General features: G+C 41.7%; 26 protein-coding genes. 13 read left to right on the top strand and 13 right to left on the bottom strand.

The genetic code is table 11. The features are described from left to right. From ACYVRH_RS02560 to ACYVRH_RS02530, 7 genes are all read left to right on the top strand, one after another. Window positions 1-216: hypothetical protein (locus tag ACYVRH_RS02560; protein WP_461255364.1), on the top strand; the 216-nt coding region annotated here is incomplete at its 5' end. Between the two features lie 201 nt (window positions 217-417). Further along, window positions 418-1,623 carry an ImmA/IrrE family metallo-endopeptidase gene (locus ACYVRH_RS02555; protein ID WP_461255363.1) on the top strand — a complete coding sequence of 402 codons (1,206 nt, stop codon included), beginning with the start codon at window positions 418-420 and terminating at the stop codon, window positions 1,621-1,623. After that, window positions 1,623-1,997: a hypothetical protein gene (locus ACYVRH_RS02550; RefSeq protein ID WP_461255362.1), complete on the top strand. Its 375-nt coding sequence runs from the start codon at window positions 1,623-1,625 to the stop codon at window positions 1,995-1,997. Before ACYVRH_RS02555 ends, ACYVRH_RS02550 begins: the two co-directional genes overlap by 1 nt. A gap of 84 nt (window positions 1,998-2,081) precedes the next feature. Continuing rightward, entirely contained in the window at window positions 2,082-2,486 is a 405-nt protein-coding gene (locus ACYVRH_RS02545; protein WP_461255361.1) for a DUF3842 family protein, read from the top strand. A 226-nt stretch (window positions 2,487-2,712) separates the two neighbouring features. Then, window positions 2,713-4,866 carry a glycogen debranching protein GlgX gene (glgX, locus tag ACYVRH_RS02540; protein ID WP_461255360.1) on the top strand — a complete coding sequence of 718 codons (2,154 nt, stop codon included), beginning with the start codon at window positions 2,713-2,715 and terminating at the stop codon, window positions 4,864-4,866. A gap of 3 nt (window positions 4,867-4,869) precedes the next feature. Then, window positions 4,870-5,481: a 5' nucleotidase, NT5C type gene (locus ACYVRH_RS02535; RefSeq protein ID WP_461255359.1), complete on the top strand. Its 612-nt coding sequence runs from the start codon at window positions 4,870-4,872 to the stop codon at window positions 5,479-5,481. Continuing rightward, the gene (locus ACYVRH_RS02530) at window positions 5,478-7,142 is read left to right on the top strand and encodes a B12-binding domain-containing radical SAM protein (protein WP_461255358.1); all 1,665 of its coding nucleotides are present in this window, start codon (window positions 5,478-5,480) and stop codon (window positions 7,140-7,142) included. Before ACYVRH_RS02535 ends, ACYVRH_RS02530 begins: the two co-directional genes overlap by 4 nt. 59 nt (window positions 7,143-7,201) lie before the next feature. Here the strand turns inward: ACYVRH_RS02530 and ACYVRH_RS02525 are convergent, their stop codons facing one another. Beyond that, entirely contained in the window at window positions 7,202-7,780 is a 579-nt protein-coding gene (locus ACYVRH_RS02525) for a TetR/AcrR family transcriptional regulator (protein ID WP_461255357.1), read from the bottom strand. A gap of 139 nt (window positions 7,781-7,919) precedes the next feature. Here ACYVRH_RS02525 and ACYVRH_RS02520 point away from each other — a divergent pair, with 139 nt between their 5' ends. The 5 genes from ACYVRH_RS02520 (at window position 7,920) to rny (ending at window position 15,184) form a co-directional block, all read left to right on the top strand. Then, entirely contained in the window at window positions 7,920-10,601 is a 2,682-nt protein-coding gene (locus ACYVRH_RS02520; RefSeq protein WP_461255356.1) for an efflux RND transporter permease subunit, read from the top strand. After that, the gene (locus ACYVRH_RS02515) at window positions 10,601-11,104 is read left to right on the top strand and encodes a DUF2147 domain-containing protein (RefSeq protein ID WP_461255355.1); all 504 of its coding nucleotides are present in this window, start codon (window positions 10,601-10,603) and stop codon (window positions 11,102-11,104) included. Before ACYVRH_RS02520 ends, ACYVRH_RS02515 begins: the two co-directional genes overlap by 1 nt. Window positions 11,105-11,134: 30 nt before the next feature. After that, entirely contained in the window at window positions 11,135-11,917 is a 783-nt protein-coding gene (locus ACYVRH_RS02510; RefSeq protein WP_461255354.1) for an outer membrane lipoprotein-sorting protein, read from the top strand. Between the two features lie 23 nt (window positions 11,918-11,940). Beyond that, window positions 11,941-13,443: a hypothetical protein gene (locus ACYVRH_RS02505; protein WP_461255353.1), complete on the top strand. Its 1,503-nt coding sequence runs from the start codon at window positions 11,941-11,943 to the stop codon at window positions 13,441-13,443. Between the two features lie 211 nt (window positions 13,444-13,654). Next, on the top strand, window positions 13,655-15,184 hold the full coding sequence (gene rny, locus ACYVRH_RS02500; protein WP_461255352.1) for a ribonuclease Y: 1,530 nt from the start codon (window positions 13,655-13,657) through the stop codon (window positions 15,182-15,184). A gap of 165 nt (window positions 15,185-15,349) precedes the next feature. On the opposite strand, the gene ACYVRH_RS02495 is transcribed toward rny, so the two are convergent. Further along, the gene (locus ACYVRH_RS02495) at window positions 15,350-16,825 is read right to left on the bottom strand and encodes a LuxR C-terminal-related transcriptional regulator (protein ID WP_461255351.1); all 1,476 of its coding nucleotides are present in this window, start codon (window positions 16,823-16,825) and stop codon (window positions 15,350-15,352) included. 248 nt (window positions 16,826-17,073) lie between these two features. Here ACYVRH_RS02495 and ACYVRH_RS02490 point away from each other — a divergent pair, with 248 nt between their 5' ends. Beyond that, window positions 17,074-17,760, top strand: coding sequence for a hypothetical protein (locus tag ACYVRH_RS02490; RefSeq protein ID WP_461255350.1), 687 nt, complete (start codon window positions 17,074-17,076; stop codon window positions 17,758-17,760). A gap of 189 nt (window positions 17,761-17,949) precedes the next feature. On the opposite strand, the gene ACYVRH_RS02485 is transcribed toward ACYVRH_RS02490, so the two are convergent. The 11 genes from ACYVRH_RS02485 to ACYVRH_RS02435 form a co-directional block, all read right to left on the bottom strand. Continuing rightward, complete coding sequence (locus ACYVRH_RS02485; RefSeq protein WP_461255349.1) at window positions 17,950-18,876, bottom strand: permease; 927 nt, start codon at window positions 18,874-18,876, stop codon at window positions 17,950-17,952. Further along, on the bottom strand, window positions 18,869-19,867 hold the full coding sequence (locus ACYVRH_RS02480) for a DUF362 domain-containing protein (protein ID WP_461255348.1): 999 nt from the start codon (window positions 19,865-19,867) through the stop codon (window positions 18,869-18,871). Before ACYVRH_RS02480 ends, ACYVRH_RS02485 begins: the two co-directional genes overlap by 8 nt. A 145-nt stretch (window positions 19,868-20,012) precedes the next feature. Beyond that, complete coding sequence (mtnN, locus tag ACYVRH_RS02475; RefSeq protein WP_461255347.1) at window positions 20,013-20,744, bottom strand: 5'-methylthioadenosine/S-adenosylhomocysteine nucleosidase; 732 nt, start codon at window positions 20,742-20,744, stop codon at window positions 20,013-20,015. A gap of 11 nt (window positions 20,745-20,755) precedes the next feature. After that, window positions 20,756-21,262, bottom strand: coding sequence for a hypothetical protein (locus ACYVRH_RS02470; RefSeq protein ID WP_461255346.1), 507 nt, complete (start codon window positions 21,260-21,262; stop codon window positions 20,756-20,758). Then, a complete protein-coding gene (locus ACYVRH_RS02465; RefSeq protein WP_461255345.1) occupies window positions 21,234-21,422 on the bottom strand; it encodes a hypothetical protein in 189 nt (62 codons plus the stop codon). The genes ACYVRH_RS02470 and ACYVRH_RS02465 overlap by 29 nt, the downstream gene beginning before the upstream one ends. After that, on the bottom strand, window positions 21,419-21,775 hold the full coding sequence (locus ACYVRH_RS02460; RefSeq protein WP_461255344.1) for a YraN family protein: 357 nt from the start codon (window positions 21,773-21,775) through the stop codon (window positions 21,419-21,421). The genes ACYVRH_RS02465 and ACYVRH_RS02460 overlap by 4 nt, the downstream gene beginning before the upstream one ends. Then, window positions 21,768-23,048, bottom strand: coding sequence for an HD-GYP domain-containing protein (locus ACYVRH_RS02455; protein WP_461255343.1), 1,281 nt, complete (start codon window positions 23,046-23,048; stop codon window positions 21,768-21,770). Before ACYVRH_RS02455 ends, ACYVRH_RS02460 begins: the two co-directional genes overlap by 8 nt. Before the next feature lie 144 nt (window positions 23,049-23,192). Further along, window positions 23,193-23,603, bottom strand: coding sequence for a 50S ribosomal protein L19 (rplS, locus tag ACYVRH_RS02450; RefSeq protein WP_461255342.1), 411 nt, complete (start codon window positions 23,601-23,603; stop codon window positions 23,193-23,195). Window positions 23,604-23,627: 24 nt separating this feature from the next. Further along, window positions 23,628-24,398, bottom strand: a complete 771-nt coding sequence (gene trmD, locus ACYVRH_RS02445; RefSeq protein ID WP_461255341.1) for a tRNA (guanosine(37)-N1)-methyltransferase TrmD — start codon at window positions 24,396-24,398, stop codon at window positions 23,628-23,630. Window positions 24,399-24,432: 34 nt separating this feature from the next. Continuing rightward, entirely contained in the window at window positions 24,433-24,660 is a 228-nt protein-coding gene (locus ACYVRH_RS02440) for a hypothetical protein (RefSeq protein WP_461255340.1), read from the bottom strand. Between the two features lie 381 nt (window positions 24,661-25,041). Then, window positions 25,042-25,473 (bottom strand): helix-turn-helix domain-containing protein, encoded by a 432-nt coding sequence (locus ACYVRH_RS02435; RefSeq protein ID WP_461255339.1) that lies wholly within the window; start codon window positions 25,471-25,473, stop codon window positions 25,042-25,044. Between the last annotated feature and the right edge of the window lie 139 nt (window positions 25,474-25,612).

The raw sequence follows: 25,612 nt of genomic DNA, 5'->3' as shown, positions 1-25,612 counted from the left end.
ATTATTTGTCCGCCCATCATTTCAACAACAGTCTTGCTGATTGAAAGCCCCAAACCAGTTCCGACTATTGTGCGGTTCTTTTCATTCTCGATCCGCTGGAAAGTATTGAAAAATTTCGGCGAGCAAAACAACGCTTTATTGAAAAATGCCGCCTTGGCTTTTGAGGAGTTTAATTTTACTGAAGCTACGGATTTGTTGTCTGATGTAACTGAATAGGTGCTTCTTAATTAGGAAGAGAAGCTTATTAAGGAAGAAGCACATAGGGGGTTTTACCTATAGAAAACTGGTAATTAATTAAATATATACAAAAAAGCTTAAAATTCATATTGACAATTTTTCTATAGGATATATAATTATTTAAAGATCGTAATATAAATTTATTTTTATTAAGAATAATAACTTTAGTTAGGAGTGTTTATGATAAATTCCGAATTACACAATTGTAAAAATATTCGAGAATTTATATCTGGATTTTATTCAATTTATCCGGATATTAGGGCAAAGGTTAATCGGCTACTTCCGAATAATGAAAATGTGAATTATGCAGAAAACCCTTTTGTCGATATCGAAGCCATTGCAAGAGATATTGGTATTAATAATATTTTATATATTTCACCAGAATTTCTTAAAAACAAACATTCTTTCCTTTTCAGAGACGGTGTCATACTACTAAATAGTAGCGACAGCAAAGAGGAACAACGGTTTTCAATTGCCCACGAAATTGCCCACTTTTTAATGGAAGGTGATAGTAAAAATAGTCCTATTTTCTCCAGAACAATTGACAAGCAATGGGATTCTTTAAAATCACAATTTATAATTAAGAATGAAGCTAAGAATGATAATATTTCCAGGGGAATAAAATTAGCAATTCATGAGGAAATGGAATTAGCGATTGGAGAAGAAATAGCCGACTATTTTGCTGTAAATCTGCTCGTTCCTACCGATCGATTTATTTTATGGAAAAATCATACAGATACTGAAATTGCTAAAGCATTTAAGGTAAGCGTAGAATGCATAAAAAAACGCAGGATTGAAATAAAAGATGAAATTAGCCTCATAGAGCCAACGACGATGAGTAAAACAATTAGTATTACTCGCGGCAGTATTGTTGGTATTGGTAAAGTTAAAATTCCAAAAACAAAAGAGTTAAACCAAGAAATTCAATTACTCTCATTTTTAGATATAAAAAAATCTGAAAATTTATTTATATCTACCTGTATTCATCTGCGTATTGATGGTTATGGTGAAACAGCAGAAGAGGCTGAAGAAGATATGGTTGAAAATGTATACTATTTTTTATGCCAGAATTTTAAAAACCTCTCTCTTAATGATGCATGGGAAAATTTAAAGATGTTACTTAAATCAGATGAATGGTCAAGTGAACTTTGGGATGCATATCATGAAGCTCAAATCCAATTATCAATAAGCGGAAAAACAACTGATAATATCATTTCTTTGTTAGAGAGGCTTAAATCTTTGGAAGATCGTGTAAAAGAATTGGAAAAACAAGTATTGAGTGAAAATTTAAAAGAAACTCGCATTAACCTTGCGGGTGAAATCCGTAAATTAGCGAAAGACTTAATTGTAGATAAAACTTACTTTAAGGAAGCAGATGCGGCATAATGATATATACAGCTGAATCTATTCTAAATGCATTAAAGAAGAATAGTAATTTATCTTTTAACAAGGATTTTTCTACATTGGATTGCCCTTCTCCGAAAACTCATGATGAATGTAACAATGATCCTTCTAATTGTATTAGATGTAAAAAACGGGCATGTAAACAGCCTTTAAATATTTCTTTAAAAGAAGGTGGAATACCTCTAATTATTATAAATTTCAGATTCATGATTCGGCTTAAAATGAATTCTGGTTCTATTCGTATAGGATTTATATATGAAGACGACAATGATTTGAATAAATTGATAAGGCATGAATTTATCGAAAAAAAAGATTTAATAGTTAAAACAGAAAAAGATTTTGCTTCATTGATATAGGATTACGGACAAAAACCTCCTTTTCCCCCTTTGTGAGAATCCTTGGTATTAATATGGTATACTGTTTATGCGGGGAGTAATCACATGAATATACTGATAATAGACGGCATGGGCGGCGGCATTGGCAAATCCATAATTGAGCATATTAAAAGTGAATCCGCCGATACTGTAATTACGGCGGTAGGGACAAATTCAATCGCTACATCGGCAATGCTTAAAGCGGGAGCGGATTACGGCGCGACAGGCGAAAACGCCGTAGTTTTTAACTGTACAAAAGCCGACATTATTATCGGCGTAACCGGCATAGTTTTCGCTAACGCAATGCATGGGGAAATAAGCCCCAAAATGGCGGAGGCGGTTTCCTCAAGCTCAGCGCACAAAATATTGCTGCCACTAGACAAATGCAATGTAACAATCGTGGGGGTTGACAACAAGCCCATCCATGCGTATATAAATGAAATTACCGCAATTTTAAATAACAAGCGTTAAATGCCATTTGTTCTAAACACGGACGTTTATTGGCGCTGTTGCGGGCATGGTTTTCAACAACAATGAAAAGATATTCGCCATTCGGAGATACATTTACCATTACCGTACCAAAAAGCGAGTATTTTCCTAGTAAGTGGTAAAGAAAGAGGGTAAAAGAGCATGAAGAATAGGGAAGATGTGATAAATAGCTATAGTTTTACAACTATTTTTGTGTTATGATTTACTTATGACTCTTATAAATCTTACGGTGGAGACAGGGAAAGCGTTGCCGCTTGGGGCGTCGTTGGCGCATGGGGGCGTTAATTTCGCTATTTTTTCAAGGAATGCCACTGCTGTTACGCTTATCATTTTTGAGTCTGCGGAAAAAAATAGCCCACGATTGGAAATCCCTCTTGATAAAAAGACGCATAAGACCGGAAATATCTGGCATTGTTTTATCAGAGGATTGCAGGCGGGAACTTGTTATCTGTACCGCGCCGATGGTCAGTATTTTCCGGAAAAGGGGTTGCGGTTTAATCCTCATAAAACATTACTCGATCCTTACGCTAAAGCTCTGACTGATATTAGCGAATGGGATTACGGAAAATGCGCCGGTTACGATACGGAAAAACCGGGACGCGATCTTACCTATTCTTATGACGATGATATCGCGCATCAGCCGCGCTGTATCGTAGTTGATGATAATTTTGATTGGCAGGGCGATATGCCGCTAAATTATCCGCTTAGGTTCAGCGTAATTTATGAAACTCATGTGAAGGGGCTTACCGCCCATCCCAATTCGGGAGTGGAACATCCTGGAACATATCGCGGAGTTATCGAAAAAATTCCGTTCTTAAAAGATTTGGGAATAACAAGCGTTGAATTTTTACCTGTCCAGGAATTTAACGAAAATGAAATTATCCACCATCATACGCGCACGGGAAAAAAATTGACTAATTACTGGGGGTATTCTACAGTGGCGTTTTTTGCGCCAAAAGGCTCTTATGCTTCGAATAAAAATCCGGGCGGGCAGGTTAATGAATTTAAAGAGATGGTGCGTGAAATGCATAAGGCGGGATTAGAGGTTATTCTTGACATTGTTTTTAACCACACTGCCGAAGGCAATGAAGAAGGACCGACTTTTTCTTTCAGGGGACTTGATAATTCAGTCTATTATATGTTAAACGAAAACAAGCGTTACTACCAAAATTATTCAGGTTGCGGCAATACGATGAACTGTAATCATCCTGTGGTGAGGACGTTCATTATGGACTGTCTTCGTTATTGGGTTATGGAAATGCATGTTGACGGTTTTCGTTTTGATTTGGGCTCGATTCTTGGGCGTGATCAATCTGGGCGTATAATGGAAAATCCGCCGACTCTTGAACAAATAGCCGAAGACCCTGTTTTAAATTCGACAAAAATTATCGCGGAGGCGTGGGACGCGGGCGGCGCTTATCAGGTGGGATGGTTTCCCGGAGGACGCTGGGCGGAATGGAACGATAAATTCCGCGATGACGTGCGCAGATACTGGAGAGGCGATCCGAAAGAAACGCGGTTTCTGGCTACTCGTATAGCCGGCAGTTCCGATCTGTATCTGCGCGACGGGCGAAAGCCTTTCCACTCAATCAATTTTATTACAAGCCACGATGGTTTTACAATAAATGATTTAGTTTCGTATAACGGCAAGCACAACGAAGATAACGGAGAGAATAACTGCGACGGCAGTAACGCTAATTTTAGTTATAATTACGGTATTGAAGGAACGACTAACGATCCGATTATCAGAACGCTTCGAGAGCGGCAATTAAAGAATTTTTTCGCCACTTTGATGGTTTCGCTTGGCACGCCGATGATTCTTGGCGGTGATGAATTTGGCCGCACCCAAAATGGTAATAATAACGCTTATTGTCAAGATAACGAAACTTCATGGTATGACTGGTCGCTACTTGAAAAAAATGCCGGTTTGTACCGTTTTGTCAAAGAAATGATAGCTTTTCGCCTTAGGCATCATGGTTTTATGCGCCCTGAATTTTACACCGGCAGGGGCGGCGCGTATAACGCAATTCCCGATATTACATGGTTCAATGAGAGCGGGACTTCTATCGACTGGGAAAAGATCGGTTATTATCTGGCTTTACGCCTGAATGGAACTAAAGCGGATACGTTAGCTGATACGGATGATAATGATTTTTACATTATGCTTAACGCGGATTCAGACCCAAAAAATTTTACAGTTGCCGATCCGCCGCCAAAGAAAAAATGGTGCCGCGCCGTCGATACGGGATTGTCAACTCCCAATGATATTCTTTTGCCCGGAAGTGAAGAACCTCTTTCTTCCCAGCGTTCTTATTCTGTTAAAGCCAGAAGCATAGTAATATTAATTTCCAAGGATGTTTAAATTATGGATGACAGCAGTTTTATTTTTGGCGTTGATCTTGACGGAGTTGTCGGCGATTTTTACGGCGAGATGAGAAAAATAGCCGCCGAATGGCTGAACAAACCGATTGAATCTCTTACAAATGAAGTTTCTTACGGTCTTAAAGAATGGGGCATCGATGAATTTGGCGGCTACGACAGATTGCACAGATTCGCCGTAACGCAACGAAATATTTTCGGCAAAATGGAACCTATCAGGCACGCTTCCGCCATTCTGCGCAAATTATCCAGTAAAGGCATAAGAATTCGTATTATCACACACCGGCTTTTTTTAAAATATTCTCACGCTACAACAATTAAACAAACAATAGATTGGCTAGATAGCTACGACATTCCCTACTGGGACATCTGCTTTATGAACGACAAAGGCGCGGTCGGCGCGCACGTTTATATTGACGACACTCCCGAAAACATAATTAGTCTGCGCAAACAAGAATGTAAAACAATAGTATTCAGCAATTCCACCAACCGAGGACTTCCCGGCCCCCGTGCCGAAAACTGGCTCGACGTTGAAAAACTTGTAATGGAAGCCTGCGAAGAATGGAAAACCGGCACCGTGGGACTCTTTGTTAATTGAGCGCTATTGTTCTTACGACAATTAACGCCAAATGGACACACCCCTCTCTCGCGCTGCGCCTCTTAAAAGCCAACCTTGGTTCTCTTGAAACCCAATGTGAAATAATCGAGTTTGCTTTGCGGCAACCGTTATGTGAAAAGACAGCTCCCCTGCTTGTCGCTGCTCCGCGCATTTTAGGCGTCTCAGTCTCAATTTGGAATCATATTGCTACGATAGAACTGCTTGAAGCTCTGGAAAAGCAATGGGCAACTAGACCCATTGTCGTCCTTGGAGGGCCTGAGGTTTCATATTTACCAGATGACGCGGATATTTTTAAGTATGCGGATTATGTTATTCGGGGAGAGGGAGAAAAAGCATTTTGTACGCTATGTGATTTTTTTTTAAATTGCAATAAACTATCCACTATCCGAGAGTCTCTTTTCCCTTCTCAAAAAAACATCTTCCAAAATGAAAATAAAATGATTGGTGCGGGTGCGCAAAGCTCTGTCGGCGACATATGGCTGAATTTCCAAAACGGCCACGCCAAAGCGTGCGTCAATCAATGCCAGCCATCCGGAGCCGGCAGGGCTTTGCGCACACGCACCAAAGAATTCATTTTCAATGTGCAAGATGATTTAGCGGAGATAAAAACAGGCTATCATCTCTATACGGAAGAAGATATTGCGCAAAAATTGATATATGTGGAATCAAGTAGGGGGTGCCCGTTTGAGTGTGAGTTTTGTCTTAGTGCGGTAAAATCGGAAGAGCGTGGGGGCGCGGTTAGGGAATTCCCGCTTGAGCAGTTTTTAGCTGATATGAATACGCTTGTTAATCGCGGGGTGAGGACATTCAAATTTTTGGATAGGACTTTTAACGCTAATATCAAACGCGCTTTAAGAATTTGTGAGTTTTTTCTTCAAAAACTGGAGGAGCGTAAGAGAGCGGGATTTGCTCCTTTTGTCGTTCACTTTGAGATGGTTCCTTCGCTTTTTCCTCGGGAGTTATGTGAAATACTTGCGCGGTTTCCGCCGGATTCACTCCGTTTGGAAATTGGCGTTCAAACATTAAATCCCGAAGTTTCCGCGCGGATTCGCCGCCCCGGGTGGCGGAACAAATCTATTAATCCTGAAAAAGAACTGGAAACGCTTCGCTTTTTGCGGAAAAATACTAACGCTATTATTCACGCTGACCTAATTGCCGGATTGCCGGGAGAAGACCTACAGTCTTTTGGAAGGGGATTTGATAGTCTTTGGCAGGCGGTATGCGAAGACGGCGATGCGGTTAAAAAGCGGGAAGCAAAAAATTCACGAGTGGAAATTCAACTTGGTATTTTAAAACAGCTTCCCGGGGCGCCAATTTCGCGCCACAATGAAACATTTGGTATGCGTTACAATTGCAAGCCGCCTTATGAAATAGAAGAAACTTCGTCAATTTCCAAAGTAGATTTACAACGAGTAAAAAACTTTGCCGCTTTTTGGGAGCGGCTTGTGAATCGCGGCCTGCTGGCTTTGGAAAGCGGATTGGTTTTTGAGAAATTTATGGCGCTCTCGGATTCGCTCTTGTCCCACTTTGGCAAAAACTGGGGGATTGATAAAGATGAATTGATGAAAAGAGCGGCTGATATTTGGGATGACTCAGGTATACATGGATTTTACGATAAAATAACGGACAAAAACCTCTAATCCTCCTTTGTGATCTTTGTTCCTTCGTGATCTTCGTGTGAACTCTTATCGAATAAATATCAAAACTTAATCAGATGATCTGTCCATTTCATCAGCATTTTGGCTAACTGGGGAATCGGCATTGCCATGTTGTCTTTTAGCCAGTGTTGGATTAAACCGATGGCGCCTTGTACGAGAAAAATGGTATAATAGGGCATTGTTTCATCGTTTTGCTGTTTTTCGGAAAAATATTTTGTTATCTGATTGTGCATAACAAAGTGGTATAACAATTTCTTTTGAAAATCAAGATCGCCATTTTCGCTTAACAATACGTGAATGGTGTTGCCGTTATTTGCAATGTGGGTAAGCATTTCTTCGACCATTTGCCCTGTCTCTTTTTTAGTCTGTTTATCTTTATACCTGTTCAGCATATCCTCAAAATAAGCGAGGGTTTCATCTTCTATTTGTTTTAATAAATCGTATTGGTCTTTATAGTGATCATAAAAAGTCGAGCGGCTTATGTCGGCAAGGTCGCATATATCCTTAACGGAAACGCTTAAAATCGACTTTTCTTTCATAAGTTCCATTAAACTTTCGCGTATTACCATCTTTGTATAACGGATTTTGCGGTTTTCTTTTTTTTCCGTGTTGTTTTCCATATTTTCTCCCTACATTTTAATTAAAAATGTAGGGTATCAAACAGGAGCATAGCGTTGTGTAGGATACACTTCAAATCTAATCAAACTGTATGTAGCTTTATATTTACATTGTAGGTTATTTAATAGTATGAATCAAGGTATGGAAAAACTTTTTAAGCATCCGGCGTTGATTGTCGGTATTATTACGATTATCACGGTGTTTTTAGGACTCCAGCTTCCGCGCGCTGAATTGGATAACAATAATATCCGTTTCTTGCCCGATAAAAATCCGGCAAAAATTATCTCGGAGTATATCGATGAAACTTTCGGCGGGCAGGTTATGATTCTGGTCGGGCTTGAGCGCCCTTACCGAACTGTTTTTGAAAAAAGTTTTCTGGAGCGAATTCGGGATTTCTCGCAGAAAGTTGAAAATACCGAATACATTAAATCCGTCAATTCGATTATGTCAACGCAGTATATAACCGGCGATAGCGACACTATTCTCGTTTCGGATTTGGTGCCGGAAGATTTTTCAGGGACTGATGAAGAAATTACCGAACTTATGCGTCGTATAGCATCATGGGATTTGTTTCGCGGTTCCCTCGTTTCCGATGATCTTTCGGCAACGCAGATTCTTATCACGCTGGATGCCCTGACCGCTGATTTTACGCGCCCTGAAGTAACGCTCAGCGTTGATAAAATCCGCAAGATAGCGGGAGAAATATTTGCAGGCGAAGCGGAAGTGTACTTCACAGGACAGCCGATTATCAACACGATTATCAATAGATCCATGATTTCAGATAACATTTTGCTGATACCGTTAGTTGTCATCGTGCTGTTGGCAATGCTGTTTTTTTCGTTCAGGCGATTTACTTTTGTAGTATTGCCGTTTTTAACAGTTATAATAGCGGTTGTCTGGGCTATAGGGATAGCGGCGCTGCTCGGGATAAAACTTTCTGTTATCACAACAATACTGCCTGTTATTTTGGTAGCGGTTGGCAGCGCTTACGGTATTCATATAGTTACACATTATATGGAAGATACTCGAAATAGACCGCTGACTATCGAACCTCAACCAAGCCCGAAGGGCGAAGGTTCCCCTCTTGAAGAACATCGTACTTTGGTTTTGGATTTGGTAAGAAAATTGATTAAGCCGGTATTCCTTGCGGCGCTTACTACAATGGCGGGTTTTATTTCGTTCTGTTTTACGCCGATTGTCCCGATGAGGGAATTCGGGTATTGCGCCGCCTTCGGAGTGATTGCCGCTTTTGTTGTAGCAGTACTGTTTATTCCGTCAATGTTTCTGCTCCGCCCGACTACTTTTCAAAATGGTCAGGTCCTGCCGGAGAAAAAGAAGGAACAAAATAATAACGGCAGTCTGAGCAATAATATCGCGGGAATTTTTACCGGTATTGCAGAGAGAAAAAAATTGGTGCTTACTCTTGCGGGGCTGGCTGTGATCATTTCGCTGTACGGGCTTTCAAAAGTTATAATTGACAATGCGATAGTCGAATTTTTTAAAAATGAAACCGACATTAGCCGCTCTGACAGATTTATCCGCGAGTATTTTGGCGGCTCAAAAGATTTAAATCTTGTGATCACTGCCGATACTACTGAAGAACTTTTGCACCCCGACGTGTTGCAGGCTGTAGATAATCTTTCCGCATACCTTACAAATAATGTTTCGGATGTGGGAAAAGTAGTCGGTTTTACTGACATTATCAAGCGTATTAATCAGGTGTTTAACGTAGGTGAAAGCCCCGATGGGCTGCAAAAAACAGTGTCGCATAACGCGGGGGACAGTTTTGGGTTTGATGATAGCGATGATTTTGGTTTTGACAGTTTTGGTTTTAACGATTTTAGTTCTGATGATACTAAATATACTGAAATATCACGACAGGAAAATAATTTTAATATAAGCCAATACAACACAGCGGATATTTTACGGTTTTTGGACAATGCCGCGGGAAAATCGCCCCGCTTGAGCGGAAGCGATTTGGTAAAGGAACTGAAACGACTTACCAATTATGACGGCATGGCTTATTATGAGATTCCCTCTAATCCACGGCGTTACGGCAAAGAAACGGATGAAGAGCTTCAGCGGCTGATAGCGAATTATCTTGTTCTGCTAGCGGGGGATGAAGATTCCGGGTACTCCAACGACCCGCTTGAACCTACGGCGATCAGAACAATGATACAAATGCGCACAACAGGAAACAGGGATTCAAAAGCCGTTATCGACATAATTAAAGAATATATGGCCGTAAACTTTCCCAAAAATGTGAATGTTATAATCGGCGGCGGCATAACGTATGAAATGGCGATTACCGATTTAATTTTTAATTCCCAGCTTATATCAATTTTTATTTCCGTGTTTATTGTTTTTCTTATCATGGCGCTTTCAAATAATTCCCTAATTGCGGGAGTTATAGGTTCAGTTCCGGTGGCACTGGCTATTCTTTGCAATTTCGCGGTGATGGGTTTTTTGGGAATTAAACTCAGTCTTGGAACAGCCCTGATTTCCAGCCTTGCCGTCGGCATCGGCATTGATTACACAATCCACTTTATCGAGTTTTTTAAGCATGAGTACCAGTCAGGGGAACCAGACTTTCTTCGCCGCACTTTTATCGGCTGCGGAAAAGCCATTATGATCAACGCCCTTGCCGTGAGCGCGGGATTCGGAGTGCTTGCGCTTTCACAATTTAGAATTATCGCGCAGCTTGGCGCACTTATCGCTTTAAGTATGCTGATAACGGCCTTTGTCAGTCTTACTGTAATACCGGCTCTGCTTACTACCATAAAACCGAAATTTATATATAATAAGAATAAGGAGGATACGTAATGAAAAAAATTATTATAACGTTAGCCGTCATATTATTTTGCGCCGCAACTACTTTTGCCGCCGATCCGGTGGAGGGATTTTGGCTGAGTGTAGACCCTATAACAGAGAAAATTCAGTCCGGTTGGGAAATGTACGAAAGTAACGGCCACTTATATGGAAAAATGTTATCCGCTGTTGGCTGCTCACCAACCGATAAGGCTCATAAATGCGATGAGAGTTATCCCGATTTTCCAATAGCCGGAAAAGTAAACCAGCTTCCAATTATCGGCACTCCCTGGATGTTCGGCCTTAGCATGGAAAGCCCCGGACATTGGACTAATGGTTATATTGTCAACCCTGATGACGGCAATATGTATAAACTATCGCTTACATATCATCCGGCGGACGGTAAGAAGTTTCACGGAGAAACGCTGGAAATACACGGACAGCTTCTTCATCTTGCTCTCGCCGTCAGTCAATATTGGCGGCGGGCAACCCGTGAGGAAGCTAGCGCTTTGAAGTAAAAATAATTATAATATTGAAGGAGGATCAAAATGAAAAAAATTATCGTATTGGCAGTGTTATTGATGAGCGCTGGTTTTCTGAACGCTCAAGATGCGGCGGCAAATGCCGATTCCATTATGAATTTGGCAAGAAACCGAATTAAATCGGATACTATGTCTTCACGCTCCCGCATGGTTATTACCGCAAAAGACGGAAGCACAACGGAACGGGTTATCGATCAGTATTCAAAGGACGGTCCTAACGGGGCGCGTACCGTGATAGTGTTCCAAAAACCAGCTACTGTAGCGGGGACCCGGTTCCTTACCATGGATACCGCATCAGGCGGTTCTGACCGTTGGATATTTTTACCGGATCTCGGTAAAGTGCGGCGCGTTGCGGCATCGGAAAGCGGTGGCAGTTTTATGGGTACGGATTTTTCTTATGACGACATCTCGTTAATCGGCAGAAAAGTCAATCTTGATACTCATACAATATTACGCGAAGAAACGCTGAACGGAAGCCCTTGTTATGTGATTCAATCCGTTCCTAAAGACAGTTCTTATCAGTATTCCAAATCAATCTCATGGGTCGAAAAGACCCGTTATCTGACATATAAAAGCGAAATGTATAACCGCCGAGGTGAGTTGATAAAGTTAATGGAAATGTCAGAGTATAAAGACGTACAGGGGCGGCTTACGCCTATGCAGACTAAAATATCAACAGTTGGAGCCGGAACCTCAACAACAATATATATGGAGAAAATCGTATACGACGCTCCAATACCTGAATCGGTATTTACTACCGCCTATCTTGAAACAGGAAAGGCAAAATAAAAGCGGGAAATGAGGGATTAAAAATGAGAAATAAACTGAAAATATTTTTTGTGTTGTTATGCGTAATTATTTGCGGTAATATTTACGCGCAGGATTTTGGCTTTGATAATGACGACGGCGATTCCGGCGGAAACGGCTCAGCGCTTACAGTTACTGTCGGCGGCGAAGTTTCAGTGTCACCTCTTGGTTATTTTGACGATATTTACAAAGGAGCGGATCATACGAATCTTGGCGATATATTTTCAGGCAAACTAAATTTTTCCGCCGGAACATCATTTGCTGACGGGGTAATCAATCTGAAAATACAGGCAACCGAACAGCCGGTATCCGTTGACGAGGCGTATGTCCGCGCCTACTTCGGCGCTCTGGAAATTGAAGGCGGTTTACGAAAACTCACCTGGGGCAAGGCCGACAGTTTTGGCCCTTTGGACGTGATCAACCCTCTTGATTACACTGAACTGACCGATTTAAGCGATATAATAAATCTTAAAATCGCGCGCCCCCTCATTCACGCCTCGTACCGTATTGGCTCTTTTTCAAAGATTGAAGGCGTATTTGTGCCGTCTTTTGAACCGTTGCGTTACGCGTCAAAAGGAGATCGCTGGGAACCTGCTCAGATGAAAAAGTTGAGCAACCTTCAAGGTCAGATTCAAAATCAGATTCAGACACAGATTTATGAGCAGCTTCAGCCAATTGAGCAAATTTTACAGATGAATGGAATTCCGCTGCCTACGGTTACGGTGAACACGCCTTCTGAATATAAGCCTGATGACATATCAACGCTTTTATACGCGCAGGCAGGAGCGCGGTTTACAACGACCATAGGTCCTGCCGACATTGGTTTACAGTATTACTACGGGCGTTTAACCAGACCTGCCGTTACTAGTACTATTACTTCTACTACTACATATATTCCAGTGTCTCTGCCGCCTCCGCTTCCATCTCAATTACCTTCTGCTATATCTGCAGATGTAGACCTGAATTACGCCTACAATCCATATCATCAAATTGGCATTGATTGGGCGCAGGTGCTTTTTGGGTTTAATATCCGCGCTGAATTTGCGGCTAACATAACCGAAGATTTAGACGGTGATGACGGAGCAGTTTACAATCCCTCGCTTTTATGGTCTTTTGGCTTTGACCGCGATCTTTTTTGGGGTATTAATCTCAATTTCCAGTGCAACGAATCAATCCGTCTTATGGATGACAAGATAGGTAATAAAACGTTGGATGACGGCGTTTTTACAAAGATAATTACTGACACGGAGGAGAATACCGACAAGATAGCCACGCAAATCATTGCCGCCCTTTCCAAAAAGTTCTTCCGTGACGAACTTGAACTTAGGTTTGCCGCCTTGTGGGAAATTGAAGCCAACGATTACCTGCTCATGCCCGCGATAATCTGGACAAGAGACACGGTATCTGTCGAACTTTCCGGCGGAATATTCGGCGGCGATGAAGACGGGCAATTTGGGCAATACTATAAAAACAATTTTGTGAAGGTATCGCTGACATACAGTTTTTAAGTGTCATGAATTGGAGTTTTTATATCATTTATCGGGACAGCCAAACTCCAATTCAAAAAACAGTCAAAATTTAAGCCTTTTTTGCCCAAAATTCGTGTTTTTATCATTTTTTAAACTTTTCTGATTTTTTTTCAGCATATTCTCTTGACACCCAACATAAATTTAGTGTATTCTTACAATAGATTTTGAAATTATCTTCGGTAAGGGGTACATGATGTGGATATGGTATATTATCCTCCCTCTTGCCGGGTTAACCTTAGGCTGGATTATTAGATGGTTATATGCCAGATTTCAACTTACGGCATCAGAGCAGTTCGCAGAACGAATAAGACAGGATGCAATAAAAGAGGCGGAGGCAAAGAAGAAAGAGATTCTTCTTGAAGCAAAAGAACAGGTTATCCGTGAAAGGAACCAGCAAGAAAGAGAGACCCGGGAACGCAGGGCAGAGTTACAGCGGTATGAACGCCGCGTTGTAGTTAAAGAAGAAGCGATTGATAAAAAAACCGCTCAGATAGAAAGGACAGAGCAGTTATTCGCAGAAAAAGAAAAGTGGTTTATGACTCGCGAGGACGCGCTTTCCAAAGAGGAAATGCGTTATCGCGCTGAGCTTGAACGTATTTCGGGGTTAAGTTCCGAAGAAGCCAAAGCTTTGATAATCAAAACCCTTGAAAATGACGCGAAACACGATGCGCAATCGCTTATCAACAAAATCGAGCAGGAAGCCAATCTCGCGGCTGAAAAGAAAGCGAGGGACATCCTTGTAACAACAATTCAACGGCTGGCGACTGAAGTTACGGGCGACGTTACCGTAACCACAGTCACCCTGCCCAATGATGAAATGAAGGGGCGGATTATCGGCAGGGAAGGCCGCAATATCCGTACCCTAGAAACCTTAACGGGCGCGGACATCATCATTGACGACACGCCCGAAGCGGTTGTTATTTCCTGTTTTGATCCGGTACGCCGCGAAATAGCGAAAATCGCCCTTGAGCGGCTGATCCTTGACGGGCGGATTCATCCGGCGCGTATTGAGGAAATTGTCGTCAAAGTAAGCAAGGACATTTCGCAGAAAATTTTTGAAGAAGGCGAAAAAGTCCTCTTTGACATGGGTATTCATAATATCAAACAGGATGCCGTCCGCGCGCTTGGGCGGCTTTATTTCCGCACCAGTTACGGGCAGAACGTACTCCACCATTCAAAAGAAGTGGCAGTAATTGCCGGTATGCTTGCGGCTGAAGTAGGCTGTAACCGCGATCTTGCCAAACGCGCCGCATTGTTACACGACATTGGAAAAGGCACGGAGTCAAATTCCGATTTGAACCATGCTGAGATCGGCATGGACATGGCGCGTAAAATGGGAGAAGATCCTCGTATTATCAACGCCATCGGGAGCCATCACAATGACATTGAGCCGACCTGCATAGAGGCGGTTCTTGTACAAATAGCCGACGCAATTTCGGCGGCACGTCCCGGAGCGCGAAAAGAAACCTTGGACAATTACATGAAGCGCCTTGAAAATCTTGAAAACATAGCTACCGGCTTTACCGGTGTAGACAAGTCCTATGCTATTCAGGCTGGCCGCGAACTTCGCATAATAGTGAACAATGAAGCTGTCAATGACGAACAAACCAGAGAGATGGCAAAGGATATTGCTAAAAAGATCGAAAACGATCTTCACTACCCAGGTCGCATCAAGGTTACGATGATCCGCGAGACAAGAATTACGGAGTACGCTAGGTAGGAAGAGAAGTGAAAAGCAATTAACAGTGAGCAATTAGCAGTGAGCAATGTTGTTGTTCGTTATCTATGCGTTGGCTTCACGATAAGATAACGGACAATAACACATTCTTCCTCTTTGTGTTCTTTGTACCTTTGTGATCTTTGTGTGAGATATTTCGTAATATCCCTAATTAATCAACTTAGCCAAAAATATCGCTCGTCCCTTGTTCTTGCCGTCTATAATGCCGAATTTACGGAAAATATTTGTTATATGAAACGAGATTGTGTTGTTGGATACAAAAAGACGCTCGCCAATCTCCGTATTGTCAAGCCCTTCAGCCATTAAACGGGCAATTTCTTTTTCACGTTCCGTTAAACCGCATGAATTGTATACCTTTTCACGCGCGGACGCGGGATTAGCCGCTTTTTCCAGCAGCAAACTTTTTTCTTTAAGTTCCCTGTCTTTTACAAGGGACATTCGAAATAACATAAGCGTAACCGACAATACAAAGACAACCATACTGTAACGGCTTAAATCCAGCGAGTAATGCAAAGCAAAAGAATCAAAAAGATCAATAACTGAGGTTAGGACAATAATGACAACGGCAACTAACAGATTCCCCGGATAAGTATTAACCAATGTATCAATAAATTTTCTGCCTTTTTTCATTTCACGGATAATCGGAAAAACAATGTTATAAACAAAAATCCACATCATTGCCGGAATACTCACTAACTGCCAGACAATCAATGTCTCGCTTCCGTAGGCTTGCGAAAAAAACAACTGGGTTACCGCCAGAATCAAACAAAAAATGCCGTATATTTTTGTTACAATAGAATAACGCCCGTTGCAAAGTTTATCCGTATAAGCCATAAGAGCCAGTATCATAAAATAGATCGTAAAAAATTCCAGCCTGACTACAACGGCGGTATTGGGGATAATTTGATATATCCAGTGAGTCCGCCACAGATAATATAAACCCGTACCAAGAGAAAAAATTCCGCATATCAGGTTATAACGGTTATTGCGGAAAATGGCGAAAAACAGGAAGTGGTATATCCCCAACATGACAAGTATTGATATTACAATTATTTGATCAATCTTGTTATGTCTGTGCATTATATAATTATAGTCAGCAATATAATAAGGCGCTCTATATCCAAAACCAGTTGAATAACCGGTTGGATCTCCGACTATGTGAAACACAAGAACATTTTTGCCTTTTTGCAGCAGATTGCTGTTTATGGGGACAATTACATTGCGCTCGCTATGATGTTCCATGATACGCCCATCGATTAAATACATTTCCTTTTTGATCAGAGTCCCATTCAGATATATTTCCCAGTTGGCGCCGATAGACGCTAAATATAAACATGGGAATAACGGCGCATCAGCATCCTTATTGGACGCGTCCATTGTAAAGGGAATTACAAAAGTCCACTCTTGTGCCGGTCTGCCCAATGGCGACAGAAAGGCGCGTTTTGGCAATCCGGGCAAATCCAGTTTGCGTATAACGGCGCCATGCCATTTATCCCTGACCTGCCATGAGTCGTCCTGTAAGTTAGGAGAAACAGCGTCGGAAGGGTTAAAACCGGCCTTGATATACAGCGGAGATTTCTGCAAGTCGATATAAAAACGATCATCATCTTGAGTTTGTGCCACCTTACAACATGTAAGGGCTAATAAAAAGATCAAAATGACTGTAAAAAAGAACCTACAAACCATTGTGGTTTTTCCTTTTTTATAAAAACTAGAACCCATTGTAGGTCTCAAATAAAAATAATTGCGATATAAAGAATACCATGAGGTGCGTAAAAAAACAATATGCGCTATCCCGTTGGGGTAAATTCTGTCTGTAAAGACAGGCAAACACAGTAAAACTTTGTTACCAAAGTAAGGAGAATAAAACTATGGTAAGTAAAAAAATCTTGTTGGGAATACTGGCAATGGCGCTGGTATTTGGAATAACGGTTATCGGGTGCGATATTATTGAGGATGATAGCGAATCAAGTGGGGGCGGATCAGGCGGCGGAGGTACCGGCACAGTAGTATTTAAAAATAGTTTTGGCATAGATTTAAGAAAGATAAAACTGACCAATGGCGGCAAACAAGCCGGTTATGATGAATTGCTTGGGAATAATAAAACGAAAACATTTTCCAATGTGCCTACCGGTTTGTGTACCATAGGATTTCAGGTTAATAGCCAAAATGCATCCCATAATTTTACCGTTAGCTCCGGAGAAACAGTAAATATAAATTTTTCTTCAAACGGAAACTTCGTGATTACAAGGAGCGGCGGTTCAGGTGGCTCTGATTCAGGCGGTACCGCCAATGCTGATACCGGGTCAATAAAATTTATCAATAATTCAGGTTATGCCACACGGGTAGGTACGATAATCGGACCAAGCAGTAAAGGCATCCCGGCAATCGCTAAAGGTGGAAACGTCACAGTTTCAGGGGTTCCCGTTGGAACTTATACCGTGCAAATTTCAAGTTTGCGCGGCGCGAATTTATATTATTGGAAAAAAACCTCTGTTAATGTAACTAAAGGCAGCACAACCACGGTTTTTGTCACCCCTACGGGGTGGGGTTTATAGTTTAAAATTAAGGCAAGAAGAGTTCACACGAAGAACACGAAGGTACAAAGATCACAAAGGGGAAGAAGGAATTGTTGTCCGAAAGCTATGCGTGAGGTTTACGATAAAATAACGGACGAAAACCCCTGATTCTTCTTTGTGATCTTCTCTTTCTTTGTGTTCTTTGTGAGAATCTTTTTAAAAATAACCTTAATGAATTGCCCCATAAATTATATCTACCAAAACGCCGCCTGCAAACGCGAATACTACGGTAAATAACAAATAGAAAAAAAAGTGTTTTATGCCAAGTACAATTTTTAACGCTCCCAGGTTTGTTATTTTGGTGGCGGGGCCTGTAATCATAAATGCCGCCGCGCTGCCCATGCTCATGCCGTTACGCAGCCATGTTTGGAGTAACGGGATGGTTCCGCCGCCGCACATGTACAGGGGGACGCCTATGGTAGCCGCCATTAATATGGCGAAGCCTCTTCCTGCTGGGGTAGTGCCGCCGAAAAGTCTGGCAAAGCCTTCGGGCGGAACATAGCGCTGAAAAAGGGCGGAAAGTAATACGCCAATTAGAAAATATACGGCGGTTGCTTTTACATTGCGGACAAAATTTTTAAGAAAGCGTAATATAGGGTTTGGGTGGGTGTCCCTGTTTGCGGGGGCGGTAAGACCGGAGAAATTAAAAAATTGTTTGTTTTTAAAAAAGAGCCTTATCACCGCCCCCGCGGCAATGCCGCACAAAAAACAGATAACAAAACGTATAACCAGCGCGTCCACCCCAAGAGCAGCGCTGTAAAAAAGAAGCTGAGGGTTTAACAAAATGGAAGCCATCATAAAAGCGGCAAGCCAGTCTTCTTCCATTCCTTTTTCGGCGAAAGACGCCGCTATCGGGATAGTGCCGTACATGCAAAGGGGAGAGGCGATCCCTAAAAGCGACGCGGGTATAACGCCGAGGAAACCCAGTTTTTTTTCGCGCAGACGCGAAAACATTTCGTGGATTTTTTCTTTGCCAAATACGGAAATAAAAGAGCCAAGCGCCATTCCAATCGCCCAGTACCCGAAAATCTGTTCAAATTGAATCGAGAAATAATACCATATATAAATAAATTCGCGCTTTAAAACTTCAACCATCAATACGGACTAACCTGTACGTCTTGCTTCCCAAGCCGATTTCTTCCGCGTGTTTTATTGTCAAAATACCGTTTCTTGATTCTATCCGTGCGATAAGGTCTTTGCCGTCTTTTGCATTGTACACAAGATCGACGCAAGCCTGATCAAGAGCGACGGGATCAAGGGAGGCTAGTATGCCGATGTCTGCCATTGTCGGAGGGGTGGGTCTGCCGTTGCAGTCGCAGTCAACGGAAAGATGGTTCATTACGTTAATGTAGAGTATTTTTCCCTTGTTAGCGTCAGCGACCGCTTTGGCGGCTTCCGCCATTGATTCAAGGAATTCGTTTTGATCGCCTCTAATGCCGCTTTTGCTTTTTCCCGCCGAATGAATCCATGACTTGCCGGCAGATGACGCGTAACCGATGGACATATTTTTAAGCGCTCCGCCGAAGCCGCCCATTTGATGCCCCTTAAAGTGAGACAGCACAATGTGAAAATTAAAGTCCTTAAAACGCGCGCCTACAATATCTTCTTTTAAATGTTTGCCGCCTGTAACGGGAATACTGATCTCCGATTTTTCGTCCAAAATCACAACCGGCGCGATTGCCGTAAAACCGTGATCTTTCGCCACCTGATAATGCATAGCGGTATTCGCCCGCTTTCCGCCGTAAGCGGTGTTGCACTCGACAATAGTGCCGTTCACTTTCTGCACAAGATTTTTTATCAGCGTAGCGGAAAGAAAGTGGGGATTGCCCGGCTCTCCGGTGCTTATTTTAACCGCAACCTTTCCGCTTGCCTTCAGTCCCAGAGCGTCATAAACTGCAAGCAAGCCTTCGGGAGTTATTTTGTCTGTCATGTAAACAACAGGCGTACCCGTTTGCGGCTGTTCACTACGCGCCGGTTCCTGTGTTTTCGGTTTCTCCTGCGCCTCAGCGCGTAAACAGCCGGTAACCAATACCGCGCATAACACCACGGCGGTTAAAAACAACGCCACTATTCTTTTACTTTTCATAACACCCTCCGTTTTGAACATATTTATATGAACATCTAAAAACTTCAGTTTTTAGATGTTTTCATAACCTATGAAGAAAATCGCACTACAATAATTTCTTATGCTACAATAAATCAGCGATTTTCTTCGTGGAACCTCTAAAAACCTAACCGAGGTTTTTAGAGGTTCCCTTATTCTTAATAATTCTCATCACTATATGCGCGGAATGTTTAGACGCAATTGGTAAAAATTCATCAAAGGTTAACGGCGATTGCGTCCCTGCAATGTCAGATAACGCGCGGATTACTAAAAAGGGAACGGAAAAAAGATGGCAGCAATGCGCTATCGCGGCTCCTTCCATTTCCACAGCGTCAACGTCAGGGAATATGCGGCGCACTTCTGCTATACGCTCAGGTTCATGCATAAAAATGTCGCCGGAGCCAATCATGCCTCTGCGGTGGGTAAATTCGGCGGGAAGAATCTTTTCCGCTTTTAATTCATCAACGGCGTTTTCCGCGATCTTTACAAGTTTTTCATCCGCCGGAAAAACCTGAGGCTGACCGGGAAGTTGGCCGGGCGCATAATTAAACGCCGTAACATCAACATCGTGATAAAGAAGTCCGGTGGATATTACGGCATCGCCGACTTTTAAATCGGAATGAATACCGCCGGCGGAACCGGTATTTATTATGCAGTCCGGCGCAAATTTTTGAATGAGCAGGGCGCAGCCGACTGCGGCGTTTACTTTGCCGATGCCGCATCTCAGTATCGTAACATCTTTCCCTTCGAGCTTTCCCGTAAAGAATTCAAATATCCCGATTTTTTCCGCGATAAACTTTCCCATTGTTTCACAGAGAAAAGTCAATTCATCTTCCATTGCTCCGATAACGCCAATCATAAAATCTCCTTTTATGTAATCGAAAAATATTCGCTTATAGGGCGGCGCCATTCGTTTTCAGTGTCTTTGGTTTCCCATTCAAATATTTTCTTAATTACAAATTCTCTTGTATCAAGAGGATTTGTATAATGAATTATTCCAAAACGCCCGCCGCCAATGTAGCATACGCTGTCATTGTGTTCCAGTTTTTCAGTTTCAGCAATCCGCGCAAGCACACAGTCAAAATGTACAGGGCGGCCTGTTTCTTTATCTGAAATAGCGGTAGTAATATCTTTTATTGGCTTTCCGCACCAGGGGCAATCCGGAGTAGTGATGGGGTTAGCGGGCAGTTCCGGCGTTGTCCATTGAGGCCTCTCGTGCGTGCTTATTTTGCTTTTTTCCGTTTTCCCGTCAAAAAACAAATTTTCCTGATCATTTGCCGAGGTATGTTTCTTTAAAAATTTTTGAGGATCATCTCTCCGTCCGGAGAAACGCTGGCGATTTTTTCGATTATTTCCGCCTTTTCCGTTGCCGCTCATAACACCCGCCTTCATGGGTAATATCCATAATTTCATTGCTCAATACAAGAGCCAGTCTTTGAATGGCGGCATGGAGATAGTTTTCGTCATTTATGCGCCGCCGTAACAATTCCAGCCTGATATCAGGTATTTTGGAATTCAAAGCCTGTTCTAATATCATACACTCTCCGTGAAGGCAGACGCAAGATGGATAGTAGTGTTTTTTTTAACAAATATAACGTCAAAACGAATTGTCATATTACTATATTTTCGATTTTCAGACAGAAAATACTTAGCGGTTTTAATGATTTTATTCTGTTTTTTTATATCAATGCTGTATTGCAGATCTTCCATGCCAAGCGAAGACCATGTTTTTACTTCCACAAAAACGATTGTTTCACTGTCAAGGGCAATAATATCGATTTCTCCCGTTTTTGACCTGTAATTTTTATTGATTATTTTCATTCCGGCAGCTTCAAGAGCGGCGGCAGCCTTCTCTTCCCCCACTTTACCCAATCTGGCGGTATTAAGCATAATCAGCCGGATCTATCGCCTGCTTAATAAACAGCGTTCTTTCTTCTAAAAGATCGACAATTTCCATACCCCCGGAATTAAGAGCATTTCCCTTTCTGTCCGTCAGCATTTGGACTTTTGGCCGCATCGGAGCGTTAATATGTATGCTTACAACTCTAGCTAAAGAACTGTCATTTAGGCGGACAATTGAACCAATAGGATAAATCCCCATTATTTTGGTAAATGCGATAATTACCGCAGGATCAAAACGACGCGCATTATCAGAAAGCAGGTTCCTTATCGCCTGATAGCCAATCATGGAATTCCTGTAGGACTTTTTAGTTACCATTGCTTCAAACGCGTCGGCTACCGATACAATCCGGGCGCCAATATCAATAGCCTGACCTGAAAGGTTACCGGGATACCCCTGGCCGTCCCACCGCTCGTGGTGTTGAAGTGCGATTAAATTTACTTCGTGAGGGCCGAATAATTCTTTTGTAACGATTTTTGACGTGTGCAAAGGATGGCTTTTTATCTGTTCTAGTTCCGCTTCGGAAAGACCGCCTTTTTTCTCTGTAATGCCTTTGGATAACCTGAGCATTCCAATATCGTGAAGTAACGCCCCCGCGACAACATTATGTATTTTATGATTAGGCAGTTTAAGTTCCTGAGCGGTTAACGCGGAAAGAATCGCCGTATTAACCGAGCTTTTTGCCAATTCATTTCCTGAAACTTCTCCGCCAAGAATAAAACCAACAAAACTGTCCGGACTTTCCCGTAAATCCTGAAGTAATTGAATGCAAATATTATCGACCTGACGCATTTCTGTATCCGTTCCGGATTTTAAAGCGGTAAATAAAGAATTTAGTTTATCAATAAAAGTTTTATACTTTCTATACTGACTGGAATTCTGACGGACATCAGTTATGGAAAATTTAATATTTACATTCTTTAAAGGCTTTTCATCTTCTTCAGTAATTTTTTTTGAAGAAATTTCTTCTGGAATTATTTCTTCAGGAAGAATTTCTTCCGGTTCGCTTATTGCTTCTTTTATTTGTTCTTCTAATACTTTTATTATTACTTCGCTTGATTCATCTTTTAAACTCAGCATATGTTTAGTCTCTTTTATTTCTCCGTCTGTTCTGACATATTCAATACCCCATGTATTTAAAACGTCAATATCTCTTTGGCGAAGGGGAACATTGGCGGATACAAGCATATATTCACCTTCTGAATACACCGGCGCGGAGAAAATTTGTCCGGGTCTGAGGTCGCTGGTATTTACAACATTCATTCTGGTTTCCTTGGGGAATTAATTTTCATTAAGGAAGTTGTTCGGAAACTGAAGTTTCCGAACAACTCTATTAATGGTAAATTTACAGTTCCCCTTATAAATTTCGGCTTAAAATGAGGAGATGTAAAGAAAATTTATAAATAATTATTCGGCGGCGGTACTGTCGGCTACGGCGCCGGTAACAGGCACATGCGCGCCCTTGGAACCCTTCTTGATAATAAGTTCTTTAATTTTCGCGCCCTTGCCGATTTTTTCACGGATATAGTAGAGTTTTGCCCGTCTGACTTTTCCGGGGCGCACTACCTCAACCTTAACGATACGCGGCGAATGAAGCGGAAATACCCTCTCTACGCCTACGCCGTAGGAAATTTTCCGCACTGTAAAGGTTTTTCCAACTTTGGAATTTTTCATGGCGATAACAAGGCCTTCGTAAATCTGAACGCGCTCAGTTTTACCTTCAATAATTTTAAAGTGAACCTTAACTGTATCTCCAACTTTGAATTTGTCGGGTTCTTTTTTCATTTGGTCGGCTTCAATGGCCTTAATCTCGTTCATCTCTCTCTCCTTAAATTTCCCGACTCAACCGCCGGATTGAGCGGTTAATCGGTCTATTATTTTAATAATTTCATCGCTAAAAACCCTGCTTCCGTCTGGAGCCGGTTCTCTGCCTTGCCGTATTAAGTCCGGTCTTTGACACAGGGTTTTTTCAACCCGCTTTTCCAACCGCCAAAGACGTATCTGCTCATGGTGACCGGACAGCAATACTTCTGGGACTTTCATTGTATCAAAAACTTCCGGTCGTGTAAACTGGGGATACTCCAAAAGTCCGCCGGAAAAGCTTTCCTCGTCAAGAGATTCCGCGCAAATTACGCTGTCTACAAGACGGTAGGTTGCGTCTATTACCGCCAATGCCGCCACTTCGCCGGAAGAAAGAACATAGTCCCCAACGGAGATTTCATCATCCACGTAACGGTCGATTATCCGTTGATCGATACCCTCATAACGCCCGCAAATCAGTATTAATTCCTTTTCGGCGGCCAATTCGCGGGCAATTTCCTGATTGAATGGGCGGCCTGAGGGTGAAAGGTAGATAACGCGCGGTTTTGCGGCTGTGTTTTCGGCGGGAAGTATGCTTTTAATAGCCAAATCCAGCGGTTCCGGCAACATTAGCATACCAGGGCCGCCGCCGTAGGGCGCGTCATCGCAGGTTTTATGCTTATCTGTAGCAAAATCGCGTATATTTATTGCCTGATACTCGATAATTCCCCGTTTTATTGCCTTTGCCATGATGGAATTGGCGAAGAAAGCATCGGGGATTTCTGGAAATAGGGTTAAAAGTGTGTATTTCATTTAAGAATCCATATATGAACACTATACGTCGCAATTATCCTTTATGAGCAACAAGAGGAACTTTCAATGTAGATCTCGTGCTAGAAACGGAGTCTGCTACTGTCAGCTGGCGTGGTTTTTTGGTAACCTTTAAAACTGTTGTTTTGGCATTGGATTTGGTTTTAGGTTTAGCCTTGGCTTTTGTTCGCAACTCTGTAAAATAGCCTTTTTCTTCCATTTTTTCAAATGATTTGGCAAATACAGCTTCATCTTTTTTCGTCATTGTTGTTCCCTTATTATAGAACGAGTAAAAGAGAATAATAAACTTTGGCTTATTCGCCCTCTCGGTTTTATTGTATAAACCGTTTCCCTATTAACTTTAATTTCTAATGCTCCTTCAGCGTTTTCAATGAATGTAATCGGTATACTCTTTGATTCAATTAGGATTTTTGTTGATAATACCAACTTTTCATCCTTTTCTTTACCTGTAGTTTACGCACTCCTAAAATCATTTTCGGCAAAATCATCTTCCCATTGAATTTTTGTAGACGTATATGCCTCCATAATACTTGGGAAACCCGTCTCTTATCGCTAATATCTCCCTCGTGTGGTTAAATTTGATTGCCACAATGTCTCCCCTCGCCCCAATATTTTATGTATATCATTATGTTGATTGTATGTCAACAAAATTGTGAAATTGGTGACTGTCACCTTTTTTATTGACTGTCTTTGGCGTTGTCTGATTGGAAAGCACATCTTTTGCTTCTTCAAGTTGTTGTTTGATAAACTTGATTATTTTGCCTTCCAATTCAAGCATAAATTCATCCGTATTTACAACATCGGGAACAATCGCTCTTATAGTCGTTACAGGTTCAAATAGCTGATATGCGTCTATATGTAAAACATTAGCTAGTTTTAGGATTGTCTTGTCGCTAACCCACATTCTGCAACCTTCAATATCGTTGATTGTCTGTGATGAAAGATTGGCTGCTTCTGCAAGTTTTTCCTGAGTTAAGCCGAGAATTTTACGTTGTTTCTTTATATTTTGTGAAAGAGTCCTCCTTAAATCATTCGGTTCATCAAATTCTTTCCTCATTTGTCAAATTTAGGGTATTAACAAGTATTTACAACTTGTTAATTACAATTTTTTGTACTTGTTATTGACAAGTTTTAGAATTTGGATTATTTTAGAATAAACGCTGGAATGCCCTGTATGTGGTTTTTGGTTGTTTTTA

The sequence above is a fragment of the Treponema sp. R80B11-R83G3 genome (assembly GCF_054786115.1).
The sequence above is the reverse complement of the archived record's forward strand: the minus strand, read 5'-3'. Positions and strand labels throughout refer to the sequence as shown.

Excerpts from the sequence above, each read along its gene's own strand:
- ACYVRH_RS02485 (WP_461255349.1), bottom strand. The coding sequence starts at position 18,876 with ATGGTTGAAGTTTTAAAGCGCGAATTTATTTATATATGGTATTATTTC.
- ACYVRH_RS02520 (WP_461255356.1), top strand. The coding sequence starts at position 7,920 with ATGGAAAAACTTTTTAAGCATCCGGCGTTGATTGTCGGTATTATTACG.
- trmD (WP_461255341.1), bottom strand. The coding sequence starts at position 24,398 with ATGAAATACACACTTTTAACCCTATTTCCAGAAATCCCCGATGCTTTC.
- ACYVRH_RS02555 (WP_461255363.1), top strand. The coding sequence starts at position 418 with ATGATAAATTCCGAATTACACAATTGTAAAAATATTCGAGAATTTATA.
- rny (WP_461255352.1), top strand. The coding sequence starts at position 13,655 with ATGATGTGGATATGGTATATTATCCTCCCTCTTGCCGGGTTAACCTTA.
- ACYVRH_RS02465 (WP_461255345.1), bottom strand. The coding sequence starts at position 21,422 with ATGATATTAGAACAGGCTTTGAATTCCAAAATACCTGATATCAGGCTG.
- ACYVRH_RS02470 (WP_461255346.1), bottom strand. The coding sequence starts at position 21,262 with ATGAGCGGCAACGGAAAAGGCGGAAATAATCGAAAAAATCGCCAGCGT.
- ACYVRH_RS02505 (WP_461255353.1), top strand. The coding sequence starts at position 11,941 with ATGAGAAATAAACTGAAAATATTTTTTGTGTTGTTATGCGTAATTATT.
- ACYVRH_RS02545 (WP_461255361.1), top strand. The coding sequence starts at position 2,082 with ATGAATATACTGATAATAGACGGCATGGGCGGCGGCATTGGCAAATCC.
- ACYVRH_RS02480 (WP_461255348.1), bottom strand. The coding sequence starts at position 19,867 with ATGAAAAGTAAAAGAATAGTGGCGTTGTTTTTAACCGCCGTGGTGTTA.
- ACYVRH_RS02550 (WP_461255362.1), top strand. The coding sequence starts at position 1,623 with ATGATATATACAGCTGAATCTATTCTAAATGCATTAAAGAAGAATAGT.
- ACYVRH_RS02440 (WP_461255340.1), bottom strand. The coding sequence starts at position 24,660 with ATGACGAAAAAAGATGAAGCTGTATTTGCCAAATCATTTGAAAAAATG.
- ACYVRH_RS02510 (WP_461255354.1), top strand. The coding sequence starts at position 11,135 with ATGAAAAAAATTATCGTATTGGCAGTGTTATTGATGAGCGCTGGTTTT.
- ACYVRH_RS02455 (WP_461255343.1), bottom strand. The coding sequence starts at position 23,048 with ATGAATGTTGTAAATACCAGCGACCTCAGACCCGGACAAATTTTCTCC.
- ACYVRH_RS02435 (WP_461255339.1), bottom strand. The coding sequence starts at position 25,473 with ATGAGGAAAGAATTTGATGAACCGAATGATTTAAGGAGGACTCTTTCA.
- glgX (WP_461255360.1), top strand. The coding sequence starts at position 2,713 with ATGACTCTTATAAATCTTACGGTGGAGACAGGGAAAGCGTTGCCGCTT.
- ACYVRH_RS02535 (WP_461255359.1), top strand. The coding sequence starts at position 4,870 with ATGGATGACAGCAGTTTTATTTTTGGCGTTGATCTTGACGGAGTTGTC.
- ACYVRH_RS02525 (WP_461255357.1), bottom strand. The coding sequence starts at position 7,780 with ATGGAAAACAACACGGAAAAAAAAGAAAACCGCAAAATCCGTTATACA.
- ACYVRH_RS02490 (WP_461255350.1), top strand. The coding sequence starts at position 17,074 with ATGGTAAGTAAAAAAATCTTGTTGGGAATACTGGCAATGGCGCTGGTA.
- ACYVRH_RS02460 (WP_461255344.1), bottom strand. The coding sequence starts at position 21,775 with ATGCTTAATACCGCCAGATTGGGTAAAGTGGGGGAAGAGAAGGCTGCC.
- ACYVRH_RS02515 (WP_461255355.1), top strand. The coding sequence starts at position 10,601 with ATGAAAAAAATTATTATAACGTTAGCCGTCATATTATTTTGCGCCGCA.
- mtnN (WP_461255347.1), bottom strand. The coding sequence starts at position 20,744 with ATGATTGGCGTTATCGGAGCAATGGAAGATGAATTGACTTTTCTCTGT.
- rplS (WP_461255342.1), bottom strand. The coding sequence starts at position 23,603 with ATGAACGAGATTAAGGCCATTGAAGCCGACCAAATGAAAAAAGAACCC.